Origin of the sequence: Streptomyces sp. 5-10 (assembly GCF_014712245.1) — a bacterium.
In the GTDB taxonomy this organism is placed as follows: Bacteria; Actinomycetota; Actinomycetes; order Streptomycetales; family Streptomycetaceae; genus Streptomyces; species Streptomyces violaceusniger.
Genome location: NZ_JACVYG010000024.1, coordinates 107764 through 120340, shown reverse-complemented (window position 1 = coordinate 120340; position 12577 = coordinate 107764). Strand labels below are relative to the sequence as shown.

Here is a 12577-nt window from a genome sequence, read left to right as displayed (position 1 = left end):
GGTCGGCCGGCCGAGCCCGAGGCGGGGTGCAGGAACACGACTGCATCCCCACCACTACCCGAATCGGTGAATACAGCGGCCTCCCGGCCAGGCAGAACCGGCACGCGAACCCCCTTTCGGCGCGATCGGTCAGCGCCGGATTCCGGCGACGAGCTTTTCCCAGTTCCGGAAGGCGATACGTTCGCGGTCGGCCTCGCCAATCGGTGCCGTTTCCAGGAAACGCCGCGCGGATCCGGTACTCTCCCGGTTGAAGGGGTAGTCCGAGGCATACATGATCCGCTCGACCCCCACCGTCTCCAGGCTCCACCGCAGGTACTTGTGGCTGGAGATGCCGCCCGGGGTGATGAAAATGTTCGAGCGGAAGTACTCCGCGATCGGACGCCGCAGGTCGGTGAGTTTGTCCATGGTCGCGACACGGTCGAGGTAGAACAGCACCACCTCGCCCCAGTGCCCCAGGATGACCTGCAGCTTGGGGAACCGGTCGAACACGCCGCCGACGATCATCCGGAGCATGGTCAGTCCGGCGTCGTAGTGCCAACCGAACGCCCCGGTCGCCAGCATGCTGTCCACCGGCTCGCCGAAACCGCGGTAGTAGGCCGCGGTGACGGCCGGGAACGGCACACTGGGATGCAGGTAGATCGGTGCGCGCAGATCCTCGGCAGCCTCATAGATGTCCCAGAATCCGGGCGCGTCCAGAGCCTGGCCGCCGGAGTTCGCGTTGACCAGCGTGCCGTTGAGCCCCAGTTCGGTGACCGCACGCCGCAATTCCTCGGCCGCGGCCGACGGTGCGGAGGTGGCGAGCGCCGCAAACCCCTGGAATCGCCCCGGGTGGTGGCGCACGGCGGCAGCGATCGCGTCGTTCGTGGGCGCCTGCAAGGGGACTGCCTCCGCCGCGTCGAGGTTCTGCAGCCCCGGCGTCGTCAGCGACAGCACCGCGGTGTCGATCCCGGCGTCCTCCATCGCGGCGATGCGTCCGCCGCCCAGGTCCAGCAAGGCCGACGTGATGTCACTGGCGGCAGCCCACTTCATCATCGGCTCGGCGAGCTGGGGATCGCGCCGCTTCCACGCCTCGAGCACGTCGGTGGTGACGAAGTGCTCTTCGAGCCCGTAAAGCTTCATCGAGACTCAGCTTCGGACGGACTTGAGCGCGCCGGCCCAGGACTCAAGCTGGCCGAACAGGACGGAAGCAGCGCTGTCGTGTATCGCGGCGGGCTTGAACACCGAGAAGTTTTCGAAGTCGGTGAGTAACGAGAATGACAACTGCTGGCGCACGTGGGCCAGTTGCAACTCGCTCGAGATCGCCCGCAGGTGCTCGATCGCCCGCGTACCGCCGAGCGAGCCGTACGACACGAGGTCGATCAGTTCGTAGTCGGCGTTCGCCCGCTCCTTGGCCTTGGCCAGCACCCAGTTCGCCACCGCTTCACCGTTACGGCCGGGACGGGTGCTGCCGAGGATGATGGCGAGCTTCAGGTCGCTCATGGGTAGCCCTTCCCATCTGGACACACTCACACTTGAATATTCAAGTGAGAACCTAACCCACCTCACGTGAATGTTCAAGTCAGGCCCTCGGTGACATGGGTATGCTGCGCACATGTCTGCCCCAGGGGAGTCCAAGGTGTCCGAGCCGCGCCAGCTCAGCGGTGATCAGCTAGCGGCGTGGCGCGGGTTCATGAAGCTCCTCCAGAGGCTGCCGGCGGCGCTGGAGTCGCAGCTCCAGCAGGACTCGAAGCTCAGCTTCATCGAGTACCACGTGCTGGCGCACCTGTCCGAGCAGCCCGGGCGCCGCCTGCGGATAAGCGAGCTCGCGGGCCTGGCCAACACGGAACTGTCCCGCCTGTCCCACATGATCGGTCGGCTCGAGAAGCGCGGGTTCGTGTGCCGCGAGCCCGACCCGCACAACGGGCGTTACACGCAGGCGATCCTGACCGAAGCCGGTTTCGCGTACCTGGCGGACGCGGCCCCCGGACACGTCAGCCAGGTGCTGGACCTGTTCATCAACGTCCTGGCCCCGGACGAGCTACGGACGCTGCACCGGATCTCCGATAAGGTGCTCGCCCGCATCGAGCGCGCAGGGTGACACGACGAGCGCGTGGCCGGAGCTGTCCCCGACCGCCATCGACCTGCTCGCCTGGACCCGGACAGCTAGGCTGTTCCCCCACTCCCGCCCTCGAAAACCGGCAATGCGGTGGTGAGCGAAGGGACGCAGCAGTGAACTCCCAGGGGCCGGCGTCGACGAAACAGCCGGGTGAGTCCACCATCACCGCCTTCTTCGATACGCAGCTCTTCGAAGGCGCCGACCTCGACCGCCTGATCGAGCGAGCGGCGCTTTTCATGCGGGCCGCTGTGGGAAGGGTCAGGGACGACGGGGGCGGCGTCGCCCGCAATGGGTGTGGGGCACTGACGCCGGTGGGCAGCCCCTTGACCGCGTTCTCGGTGCCGGTGGCCGGCTCCGGCGGCTGGGTCTGGGTCGATGGCCTGCCCGAGCCCACGGCGCGTCACTTCCTCAACCGGCTGTCCGCCGCCGTGTCGATCATCGACCGTTGGGGCGCGGCCTTGACGCACACGGAGTCCGAGCCGATCAGCGTGCTCATCAACGGCACGTCGAGCGAGGCCGCGCACGAATCGGCGCTCACGCGGCTCGGTATCACCCGCGACACGCAGATCCGAGTTCTGCTGTGCAGCGGCCCCGACGCCGGCGTCGAGCACTTCGCGGAGGCGGTCGCGGACACGCAGAAGATCGTCGCCCGCACGGATCACCAGGGGAAAGCGGTGCTCCTCCTCATGGCGGACGGCGCGGACGGCGTCACCGTTCCGGGAGTCCCCGTCGACGTCCGGGCCGCGTACAGCAGGATCGTGTCGGCGGCACGCACCCGGGAAGCGTACGTCAACCAACGCCCATGACGCGTACCTGTTCACCCGGCCCTCGCCGCACGACCGCGGCCCGTACCAGCCCATTCACGGCGTACTGATCGACGGCGCGCGGCTCACCGGGCTTGCGGCCCTCTGCCGTCTCAGCCACGACGAGATCGACGCCGTGCCGGAGGTTGGGGTCCTCGCCGGACTGTTCGAGCAGTACGGCGAGCAGATCCTGCTCGTCCTGGAGGCTTACGCGATCACGGGCTCCTTGCGCAAGGCCGCGGCGCAGGTCTACCTGCACCACAATTCCGTGGCCTACTGGGTGCAGAAGGCCGAGGCCGAGCTCGGCTACTCGCTCGCCGAGCCGAACCGGCGCGCTCAGTTCTTCGTCACCGTGTGCCTGTACCGCCTCTGGAGGCAGCAGGACGAGCGAGTCTGATCGCCTCACCGCGCCGGTTGTCCTACATCACGGAGCAGACCTCGGACAGTTGCCCGATGTCGCACGCCCCGTCGCGTGCCATCGTCCTAGGCAATGTCAAGGTCGCGTGCCGTCCAGCACCCGAACGCGGAGGAGCCCGGTCCGGCATGTACTCGCAAGACCCCGTTCGTCGTCACCTCAACACGATCGTCCTACTGGTGAACGCGCTCAATCAGGACCCGGGCCGCCCACTGCTGCACCTCCCGGACGGCCGGACAGCGACCGTCGGCGAGGTACGCGACGCGACATCCCAGTACGTGCAGACGCTGACGAGCCTCGGCGTGGTCGAGGGGACTCGGGTGGCGCTGCTCTCCCGCAACCTGCCGGAGGAGTTTCCGATGAAACCGAGGAATGATGGCACGGATTGAGCCCTTCAAGATCGATGTACCCCAACGTGAGGTGGACGCGCTTCGCGCGCGCCTGGCCGACACGAGGTGGGCGCCCGAACTCGACAACGAGGACTGGTCCTCCGGCGTCAACGGCACCTACCTGCGCGAGCTGGTGGCCTACTGGCAGGACGGCTTCGACTGGCGTGCACAGGAAGCGCGCATCAACGAGTTCCCGCAGTTCCGCACCGAGATCGACGGCGTGCCGATCCACTTCATCCATGTGCGAGGGAAAGGGCCCGACCCCGTTCCCATCGTCCTGAGTCACGGGTGGCCCTGGACGTTCTGGGACTTCAGGGATGTCATCATGGCGCTGGCCGACCCCGCCGCGCACGGCGGCGATCCTGAGGACGCCTTCGACGTCGTTGTTCCCTCACTGCCGGGCTTCGGCTTCTCCGGGCCCCTGACCCGCACCGGTGTCGGCTACGTCGAGACCGCCGCCCTATGGGTCGGGCTGATGCGGGGGCTGGGCTACGAGCGGTTCGTCGCCCACGGCGGCGACGCGGGTGCCTTCGTGACCGCACGACTCGGCCACGCACATCCGGACTCGCTCATCGGTGTCCACATGAGCTTCCCGATCCTGCCCGGAGTACCCCACGACGCCGGTGACCCGGCCGGGCTCACTCCGGAGGAACTGGCAGTCATCGCAGGTCAGGACAGGGGTCCGGGAGCTTTCTACCATGCGTTGATCCATGCCTTCGACCCGCAGACCCTGGCCTGGGCGATGCACGACAGCCCCGTGGGGCAGGCGGCGTGGATGCTCATGCGCCGCCGGGCGTGGAGCGACTGCCACGGAGACGTGGAGACCCGCTTCGACAAGGACACGCTGCTGACGCACTTCTCGCTGTACTGGTTCACGAACAGTTTCGTCGGGTCCGAGCTGTTCTGCCGGGCCTCCGAAGTCCACCTGCCCATGGGGCTGGCCAATGACGTGAAGCCCGAGATCAGCGTGCCGACAGCGGTGGCCGTTCTCCCCCGGGACCTGTTGTACCGGCCCCGATCGCTCTTCGCCGCACACAGCGACCTGCGCCAGTGGACCATGTTCCCCAGCGGTGGTCACTTCGCGGCGGCCGAGGAACCGCAGCTGATCACCGCGGACATCCGCTCGTTCGTCCGCCCGCTGCGCGCTGGTTGAGGAAACTCGTGGGTGACACATTCCGTCCGGCGCCTACGCCCGAGACGCAGACCTACGGGGACAAGGCACGGCTCGGTGAGCTGCGGCCGCCCACGTGCGCGCACCCGGGACGAGCGTTCTTCCCGCCTCGCGCCAGGTTGCCCTTCAACGGCGGCCCGCTGGCACCGGAGGATCTGGCGGAGGTGCCGGTGGCCCAGTCGCGCTGGGCGAGCCGCGACCCACGGGCATTCCGGCCGGAGTTGCTGACGCTGAAGGACGTGCTCGCCTCGCCGCCGATCGCCTGGCCGTTCCACCGGCTTGAGTGCTGCCCCGCCAACGACGGCGGCGGGGCGCTCGTGGTCACGACCCGGGAGCGGGCCGCGGACATGGACCTGGCCTTCCGCCCTTCATCAGGAGTGGGGCGACGAGTCCCGGCGGAAGCCTCCCGCTCAAACCAATGGCGGCGGCCTTCTCTACGCGCACACCGGGATGTACGGCATGTTCGCCATCCAGGAGGCCGTGCGGCAGCTGCGCGGAACCGCACCGGCGCAGATCGACAACATGGAGACGAGCCTCGTGCTGGGCGTCGGCGGAATGGCCGGTGCCGCGGGCGCCGTGATTCTCGGTACCGGCTGAGACGCCGGGTGCGGCCCGAACGGCGCGAGGTTTCCACCGGCAGAATGGGATCAGGTATGAAGACAGGAACAAGCGAACGGCCGGACCTGCCCGTCGCCGTGGTGATCGGGGCAGGGGGTATGGGGACCTCGGCCGCCCGGCGGCTCGGCAACCACTACCGGATCATCCTCGCCGACATCGACGCCCGGGTGGCCGAAGAGCGCGCCGCCGCCATGCGTGCGGACGGATACGACGCACGACACCATCGGTGCGACATCACCGATCCGGCCTCGGTCGATCGCCTCGCCGACGCGGTTGCCGCGGCGGGTCCGCTCCGGGCGATCGCCCACGTGGCGGCCAAGTCGCCCAGCATGGGGACATGGCGGGAAATCCTGACGCTCAACCTGATCGGCGCCGCGCAGGTGGAACGTGCGATGCTGCGTCTGGCGGAGCGGGGAACCGCGGCGGTGTTCGTCTCGTCCGTGGCCGCTCACCTCGTCCGGGACCCCGGCCCGGAAACGATCGCTCTGCTCGACGACCCGCTGGCGTCCGGCTTCTTCGAAGCCCTGGAGGAGCTGGTGGCCGAGCAGACGCCGGCCGTGGCGTACTCGCTCTCGAAGACGGCGCTCAATCGGATGTGCGTGCGCCGGGCTTCCGCCTGGGGCCGGCGCCACGCGAGAATCGTGTCCATGTCGCCCGGCATGATCGCCACCCCGATGGGGGCGCGGGAGTTCGCCGGAGCCAGCCGAAGTGCCAAGGCCGAGTTGCTTGAGCGGACGCCGCTGCAACGCGAAGGAACCATGATCGAGACAGCGGACGCCATCGAGTTCCTTCTGTCCAGCCGCGCGTCCTACATCACCGGCGTCGATCTTCTGGTCGACGGCGGGGTCAGTGCCGCGACGTGCTTCCCGGAGGAGGGCCGGTCTCGTCCGTAGGCCGGGCGCGGGCCGCCGCCCCGCCGGTCACCGGAACGGCGTGCCCGCGGGCAGCCCCAGAGCACCCGACTGAACCAGTGGCTGTTTGCCCTGGTTGGCGCCGCCCCTGACGTCACGATGGGCCGCTATGAGTACCGACATGTCTCGCGCTGTAGTGCTCCCCTGGGCGCGGGCTTCCCAGGGGGGGTGGCACGGACAGTCAGCGGAACAGGCGGAAGAACCCGCGCACCTGCTGGACCAGCGACTCCGGCTGCTCCAGCGCGGCGAAGTGGCCACCATGCGGCAGCTCCTCGAACCAGCGCAGGTCGGTGAACCGCAGCTCGGCCTCCCGCCTCGACGGGCGGGTTGTGTCGCGCGGGTAGACCGACAGCCCGGATGGCGCGGTCACCTTGTCCCGGAAGTTGGCGAAGCTCTCCCAGTACAGGCGCGCCGACGACGTGGCCGACGCGGTGAACCAATAGACCGAGATCTCGTCGAGGATCGTCTGCCGCGACAGCGCGTCCTCGGGATGGCCGTCGTTGTCCGTCCAGGCCCAGAACTTCTCGGCGATCCAGGCGGCCTGCCCCGCCGGGGAGTCGGTGAGGCCGTAGCCGAGCGTCTGCGGCCGAGTCGACTGGATCGCCGAGTACCCCCGGCCGGTGCGCTGCATCTCCTTCTCGGCCTCGAGATTCGCCAGCTCCGCGGGCGTCGGGTCGTCGAACGTGCCCGCCGCCACGGATCCCAGGTTCAGGTGCACGCCGGCGACCCGCTCGGGCGCCACCTCGCCCAGCGCCGCGGACACCGCCGAACCCCAGTCACCGCCCTGCGCGCCGTACCGTTCGTAACCCAGCGAGACCATCAACGTGTCCCAGGCGCGCGCGGTGCGAGTGACGCCCCACCCGGTCGTCGACGGCTTGTCACTCCAGCCGTACCCGGGCAACGACGGCGCGACCACGTGGAACGCGTCCGCCGGGTCACCGCCGTGCGCGCGCGGGTCGGTCAGCGGGCCGAGGACCTCCAGGAACTCGAGCACCGAACCCGGCCACCCGTGCGTGAGCACGAGCGGGAACGCGTCCGGCTCCGGCGAGCGGACGTGCAGGAAGTGGATGCCCAGCCCGTCGATCGTGTCGCGGTACTGCGGGAACACGTTCAGCCGCTCGGCGAACCCGAAGTCGTAGTCCTCGGCCCAGCTGCGGCAAAGCTCCTGCGCATACGCCAGCGGCAGACCCTGTGACCAGTCGTCCACCGGCTCGCGCTCGGGCCACCGTGTCCGTCGCAATCGTGTCCGCAGGTCCGCGATTTCGGCTTCGGTGATGCTGACCTCGAATGGCTCGGCGGACATGGCAAGGCTCCTTACTGGTCACGGCGTTATCGGATCAGATGCGGGTGGACCGTCATCGCGGGCTCCCACGCGCGGCGTCGGGTTCGGGGCGGCGGTCGGCGGCAGGGCGCCGGGCGAGGCTGAGGACGAGTCCGGCCAGGGGGAGTGCCGCGAGCACGGCGAGGGCCACCGGCACCGGCACGATGCCGGACAGACCCGCGACAGCGGCCGGACCGATCCCGCCGCCCAGGGCGTTCATGAAGTTGAGCAGGCCCTGTGCGGTGTCGCGGTCGTCCGCGGCGACCAGGTCCGGCGCGAGGCTCACCAGTACGGCTTGGGCGCCGGCGAACCCGCACACGGTCAACGCCGTGCCGACGACGATCGGGATCGGTCCGGTGAGGATCGCGACCACGAGCACGCCGACGACGGTGAGTGCCGCAAGCCCGGCCGACACCTGCCAGCCGGCGAACCGGTCGGTCAAGGTGCCGACCAGCCGCCCGGCCAGCACCGAGCAGGCGGCGGCCGGGACCAAGCGCGCGCCGGCTTCCAGGGGGCCACCGCCCGTGGCCTGCTCGATCAGGGACGGGGCGCGGAACAGCACCCCGTAGTAGCCGGCGAAGACGGTCCCGCCGATGAGCCCGGCCGCCAGGAAGCCGCGGGATGCGATCACCCGCCGAGGCACGAACCCGTCGGGCGTGCTTCGCACGCGCCACCACAGCCCCACGGCGGCGAGCACCCCGGCGGCAGCCACCACGAACGTGACCGGAGCGGGCAGGCCGACCGAGTGTGCCTGCAGCAGCGTGATCAAGGAGCCGGCGAGTACCGACAGCACGGCCGCGCCGACGATATCGAGTCGCCCGGTCGAGCCGTTTCGCTCGCCGCTACCGCTCCGCGTCAGCGCGCGCCTACTCGGCAATGCGGCCAGCAGGAGGGGCAGCGCGAGGACCGGGATCGCGAGCACGGCACGCCACCCGAGCCATGCGGTCACCGCCCCGCCCAACAGTGTCCCGCACCCCGACGCCGTCGCGCTGGCGGCCGCGATGATTCCCAGGGCGCGGATCCGTTGCCGCCCGGGAAGGGCGGTGGCCGCGGCAAAGACGGCGATCACGGTCGCGCCCGCCCCGGCGCCGCCGATCAGTCGGCCGACGATCACGACGGACAGTGTCGGCCCGGCTCCGGCGAGCGCGGAGCCCGCGGCGAGCGCCACGACCCCGGCGACGAGGACCTGGAAGGGGCTCCAGCGGACCAGCAGCCGACCCGCGACCGGCATCGCGAGCGCGGAGGTCAGCGACCACGCGGCGAGAATCCATGCGGTGGCCCCGAACGGCACCGCGAGTGCGCGGCCGATGGCCGGCAGGGCCACCGACGGCGCTCCCAGTGCCACGTACATCGGCAGCACCAGCATCCCCAAAGTCAGCCCCAGCCGACGCCCGTCCGGGGCGTCGGCTCGCTCCGGTGCCGGGGCCCCTCCGGACGGGATCGTCTGCGGCGTCGTCCCCTGCCGAGTATGTTGTGACATGCTAAAGCTCCTTTGAGTGTAACATTACGGGGCAGTGAGGAGACACGTCAAATGCAGGATGCGTATCACAGCCCATGGGCGGTTCAGACGGCCGTCGACCTGGCCAACACCTTGAGGCCGATCAAGGGGGAGGACGCGCTCGAGACCGTGGAGCAGCTCCGGGACTTCCTTGACGACCATCCCGCGGCTGAGCCTCCGAGTTCGGCCGCGAACCAAGGGACCGGTCCGCGGCATCTCACCCGCGCCGACCTGGCGGAAGTCCGCGCGTTGCGCGAGACGGTGCGCAAGGTGCTCGAACGGGCGAACGCGGACGCGGTCGAAGCTGCGGCTCTGATCAACGACGGTCTGCGTCGCAGCCGCGCCACCCCGGTACTGCGCCACGAGGACGACCGCTGGTGGACCGAGGTGACCTCCGACACCGACCGCTGCTCGGCGCACCTTGCCGCGACCACGCTCAGCGCACTGGCCTCCGTGATCGCCACGCTCGGTCCCGCTCGTCTCGGCGTATGTGCCGGGCCGACCTGCCGGGCCACTTTCGTGGACCTCTCGCGCAACGGCTCGAAGCAGTACTGCACCCGAACCTGCGCACACCGGGCCAGCGTCGCGGCCTACCGGAGCCGGCGCAGCCCGCGTTGAGCGCCGGCACCCGACCCTGCCAGGCCGGCGCCGGGGTTTCGTCCGAGCCCGCCTTCGACGAACTCGAGCGATCTTCTTGGCCGTCCTCGAGGAGGACGAGGAGAGGGCAGAAGGTTTGGCCCGGGCACGTACGAGTGACGATCCGTGGGCAAGCCGATCCTTCACCGATTCCTGCGCACCGACAGCTCCAGCGCGGGCAACACGCCCTGACTCGGCGTTTGATCGGATCGGATCAGCGCCCCGCCAACGCGAAGACGCCCCGGCAGAGCCGATGACGCCCGCCGCACGACCGCGCGCTGCATGTCATGCCGCGTATCTGTACTCGTTGACGAGGCTGCCGAGGATCCGGGTGCGTAGGACTTTGCCGGTGCTGAGGCCATGCGCCGCGGCGGTACGTGGCGCGGGGGCGATACCGGCCGCGTTGAGGATCTCCCAGACCGTCGAGGCGGCTATCCGATGCCCGAGTTGGGCAAGTTCCCCTTGGATCCGCCGGTGCCCCCCCTTCACGAGCACCACATGGGGTGGCACCTCCGGCCCCTCCTCCACCTTCACCGTCACTCCCTGATCCGTCGGCCGTGGCCGGACACGAACGACCCTTCTTCTGCCCTGAGGACGGACGCGCCCCTGGTCGGCAACTGTCGGCCAGGGGCGCGGGGGAAGCGGTGATCACCGTGCGTCAACGTCACCGTGATCACATCGGCGGCGCCAGCACGGCGGGCACCGGAAGCCTGTACTACGCCTGTCTCGGCGCAGCCCGTCCCGATCTCGCCGCGACCTCCGACACCCAGGCGGTCGCGCGAATGGCCGTCAGGCATTGTCCGGCCAGAGCGGGCTCCGACTGGCAATCCCTCGGGCACCGTGCGTGGGCAGACTGTGTTCGAACCAGACGGTCCTTCCCGCGGGTGTGGTGGTGCAGCCCCATCGCGCCGCGAGCTTGCGGATAAGGGTGACGCATCGCTCGGATGCGTCCGTGCCCGCCGGCTGCAGGAGTGAGGGCGCCACCTGGTTGTCGTCGGTGACTTCGCACAGAAGTGTGTCGGTATGCACCAGGCGTAGCCCGATCGGATTCGAGGTGTGGTGGGCCGCGTTGGTGAGGAGTTCACCAGCCAGGAGTTGGGTGGTGTCACAGATGTCGCGCAGGCCCCATGCCGTGAGCGTGTCGCGGACGAGCCTCCGGGCGATGCGTACCTGCTCAGGCTGCGGCGGGAAGCGCCAGGTGGCGATTCTGTCGTGGGGAATGCCGTGGAGGCGGGCCATGAGAACGGTGGCGTCGTCGTGGTGCTGTCGCCGTAGGAGGGCGTCGCATGCTTCCTGCAGCGAAAGGTGGGGTGTGGTGAGGCTGCGGCGCACGGCGAAGAGCCCCTCCTCGATGTCCTGCTCTCGGGTCTCCACCAGGCCGTCAGTGCACATGACGAGGAGGCTGCCGGAGTCGATGGGCAGTTCCAAAGTGTCGAAGGCGGTACTTCCTACACCGATCGGTGCGCTGACGGGCACCTCGAGCAGTTCGTCCTTGCCGTCAGGGCTCACCAGAATGGGTGGAAGGTGCCCGGCGCTGGCGAAGGAGGCCCGGCGGGGGAGGGGGTCATAAATGCCATACAGGCAGGTGGCCAGGGTGGTGTGGTTGAGTCCTTGGGCGAATTGATCAAGGCGGAGCAGCAACTGTGCGGGGGGAAGGTCCAAGGTGGCGAGGGTTCTGACGGCGGTGCGCAGCTGGCCCATGGCCACGGCCGCATGCAGTCCATGGCCTTCCACATCGCCGATGACCAGGCCGACCCGGTGGCCGGGCAGCGGGATGGCGTCCAGCCAGTCGCCGCCCACCTGGGTTGCGCGGCTGAACGGGTGGTAGCGGTAGGCGATTTCCACGCCCGGGAGGCTGGGCGGCAGCATGGGCTGGAGACTGCGCCGGAAGACGGCTGAGGCCCTGGCCTGGTGGCGGTAGAGGCGGGCGTTGTGCAGGGACAGGGCCGCCCGCTGGGCCATCTGCTGGCAGGCGGCCAGGTCCGCCGGGATGAATGCCGGGCGCTCGGGTTTGCGTCCGAAGATCAGGAAACCGAGGACCGAGTCCCGTGCTGTCAGCGGTACCAGCATGACGGAGGAGTCCGTGAGCACCGACCGGGCGGATGGGCTGTCGAGTTCGGCTGGCAGCTTGAGCAGGATGTCCTGGTCGACCCGGGGGATGAGGACAGGTTCGATGAGTGTGAGAAACCTGGCCATGGCCGTGTCGGATGGGTAGACGAAGGTCTGACCGGCCTGGAGTTCCGCCTTGTGGCCAAGGTCGTCATGGTGGACCGCGGCCACGCGGTGCATCACCGGGGAGGCGTGCGGACCCCGTGCCGTGGAGTCGTCCTCTGATGCGGTGACGTGGTCGTGGAGATGGACCGAAGCGAAGTCGGCGAACCCTGGGACGGCCGAGGCGGCCAGTACGCGGGCCGCGTGGCCGACGTTCAACGTCGTGCCGATGTCGCTGATCGCCCTGTGGAGGAAGGCGAGCCTGGCGGTCTCGCCTTCCATGTGTGCGTCGGCCGTATCGTGCCAGCCGGGGGCGGTGCGGTTCGGAGCACTTTGTGGCGCCTGCAACTAGGCCCCCTTGACGTGGTGTCGGGCAGCGGTGGCGCCCATATGACGACGAGGAGAACGGCGACCGGCGCGCCATCTGTATAAGGCCCTGATCGCCGCGAAGACTGTATCTCCTGAATTGCTCCGAGGCGGCCACTCGCAGGAGTGATTTCACGGGGCCA

The 12577-nt window shown here is 69.3% G+C and carries 13 protein-coding genes and 1 pseudogene; 8 read left to right on the top strand and 6 right to left on the bottom strand.

Annotation, left to right across the window (positions count from 1 at the left end; genetic code table 11):
• Positions 1-129: 129 nt before the first annotated feature.
• A complete protein-coding gene (locus IEJ02_RS25260; protein ID WP_191066963.1) occupies positions 130-1119 on the bottom strand; it encodes an amidohydrolase family protein in 990 nt (329 codons plus the stop codon).
• Positions 1120-1125: 6 nt separating this feature from the next.
• On the bottom strand, positions 1126-1479 hold the full coding sequence (locus IEJ02_RS25255; protein WP_191066962.1) for an NADPH-dependent FMN reductase: 354 nt from the start codon (positions 1477-1479) through the stop codon (positions 1126-1128).
• 112 nt (positions 1480-1591) lie between these two features.
• Between IEJ02_RS25255 and IEJ02_RS25250 the strand changes: the two genes are divergently transcribed.
• The 7 genes from IEJ02_RS25250 to IEJ02_RS25220 all read left to right on the top strand — a co-directional run bounded on the left by IEJ02_RS25250 (position 1592) and on the right by IEJ02_RS25220 (position 6384).
• Positions 1592-2077, top strand: coding sequence for a MarR family winged helix-turn-helix transcriptional regulator (locus IEJ02_RS25250; protein WP_191066961.1), 486 nt, complete (start codon positions 1592-1594; stop codon positions 2075-2077).
• A gap of 131 nt (positions 2078-2208) precedes the next feature.
• On the top strand, positions 2209-2901 hold the full coding sequence (locus IEJ02_RS25245; protein ID WP_191066960.1) for a hypothetical protein: 693 nt from the start codon (positions 2209-2211) through the stop codon (positions 2899-2901).
• Positions 2902-3034: 133 nt separating this feature from the next.
• Positions 3035-3295 carry a helix-turn-helix domain-containing protein gene (locus IEJ02_RS25240; protein ID WP_191066959.1) on the top strand — a complete coding sequence of 87 codons (261 nt, stop codon included), beginning with the start codon at positions 3035-3037 and terminating at the stop codon, positions 3293-3295.
• 146 nt (positions 3296-3441) lie between these two features.
• Positions 3442-3702: a FeoA domain-containing protein gene (locus IEJ02_RS25235; protein WP_191066958.1), complete on the top strand. Its 261-nt coding sequence runs from the start codon at positions 3442-3444 to the stop codon at positions 3700-3702.
• Positions 3689-4855, top strand: coding sequence for an epoxide hydrolase family protein (locus IEJ02_RS25230; RefSeq protein WP_191066957.1), 1167 nt, complete (start codon positions 3689-3691; stop codon positions 4853-4855). The genes IEJ02_RS25235 and IEJ02_RS25230 overlap by 14 nt, the downstream gene beginning before the upstream one ends.
• Before the next feature lie 297 nt (positions 4856-5152).
• Positions 5153-5470, top strand: a complete 318-nt coding sequence (locus IEJ02_RS51410) for a thiolase C-terminal domain-containing protein (RefSeq protein ID WP_498067110.1) — start codon at positions 5153-5155, stop codon at positions 5468-5470.
• Positions 5471-5514: 44 nt separating this feature from the next.
• A complete protein-coding gene (locus IEJ02_RS25220) occupies positions 5515-6384 on the top strand; it encodes an SDR family oxidoreductase (protein ID WP_317985921.1) in 870 nt (289 codons plus the stop codon).
• Positions 6385-6583: 199 nt separating this feature from the next.
• Here IEJ02_RS25220 and IEJ02_RS25215 read toward each other — a convergent pair whose 3' ends face one another.
• Positions 6584-7705, bottom strand: a complete 1122-nt coding sequence (locus IEJ02_RS25215; RefSeq protein WP_191066954.1) for an epoxide hydrolase family protein — start codon at positions 7703-7705, stop codon at positions 6584-6586.
• A gap of 52 nt (positions 7706-7757) precedes the next feature.
• Positions 7758-9203, bottom strand: coding sequence for an MFS transporter (locus tag IEJ02_RS25210; RefSeq protein ID WP_223864373.1), 1446 nt, complete (start codon positions 9201-9203; stop codon positions 7758-7760).
• A 51-nt stretch (positions 9204-9254) separates the two neighbouring features.
• Here IEJ02_RS25210 and IEJ02_RS25205 point away from each other — a divergent pair, with 51 nt between their 5' ends.
• Complete coding sequence (locus tag IEJ02_RS25205; RefSeq protein WP_191066953.1) at positions 9255-9839, top strand: CGNR zinc finger domain-containing protein; 585 nt, start codon at positions 9255-9257, stop codon at positions 9837-9839.
• A 393-nt stretch (positions 9840-10232) separates the two neighbouring features.
• On the opposite strand, the pseudogene IEJ02_RS25200 reads toward IEJ02_RS25205, so the two are convergent.
• Together IEJ02_RS25200 and IEJ02_RS25195 are read right to left on the bottom strand one after the other, a co-directional pair.
• Positions 10233-10337: pseudogene (locus IEJ02_RS25200) on the bottom strand (integrase core domain-containing protein); the annotation flags it as partial.
• Between the two features lie 309 nt (positions 10338-10646).
• Positions 10647-12350, bottom strand: coding sequence for an ATP-binding SpoIIE family protein phosphatase (locus IEJ02_RS25195; protein WP_191066952.1), 1704 nt, complete (start codon positions 12348-12350; stop codon positions 10647-10649).
• Positions 12351-12577 lie beyond the last annotated feature (227 nt).

Bases quoted from the DNA above. Each gene is read 5' to 3' on its own strand.
- IEJ02_RS25260 (WP_191066963.1), bottom strand. From the start codon at position 1,119: ATGAAGCTTTACGGGCTCGAAGAGCACTTCGTCACCACCGACGTGCTC.
- IEJ02_RS25255 (WP_191066962.1), bottom strand. From the start codon at position 1,479: ATGAGCGACCTGAAGCTCGCCATCATCCTCGGCAGCACCCGTCCCGGC.
- IEJ02_RS25250 (WP_191066961.1), top strand. From the start codon at position 1,592: ATGTCTGCCCCAGGGGAGTCCAAGGTGTCCGAGCCGCGCCAGCTCAGC.
- IEJ02_RS25235 (WP_191066958.1), top strand. From the start codon at position 3,442: ATGTACTCGCAAGACCCCGTTCGTCGTCACCTCAACACGATCGTCCTA.
- IEJ02_RS25230 (WP_191066957.1), top strand. From the start codon at position 3,689: ATGGCACGGATTGAGCCCTTCAAGATCGATGTACCCCAACGTGAGGTG.
- IEJ02_RS25220 (WP_317985921.1), top strand. From the start codon at position 5,515: ATGGGATCAGGTATGAAGACAGGAACAAGCGAACGGCCGGACCTGCCC.
- IEJ02_RS25215 (WP_191066954.1), bottom strand. From the start codon at position 7,705: ATGTCCGCCGAGCCATTCGAGGTCAGCATCACCGAAGCCGAAATCGCG.
- IEJ02_RS25210 (WP_223864373.1), bottom strand. From the start codon at position 9,203: ATGTCACAACATACTCGGCAGGGGACGACGCCGCAGACGATCCCGTCC.
- IEJ02_RS25205 (WP_191066953.1), top strand. From the start codon at position 9,255: ATGCAGGATGCGTATCACAGCCCATGGGCGGTTCAGACGGCCGTCGAC.
- IEJ02_RS25195 (WP_191066952.1), bottom strand. From the start codon at position 12,350: ATGGAAGGCGAGACCGCCAGGCTCGCCTTCCTCCACAGGGCGATCAGC.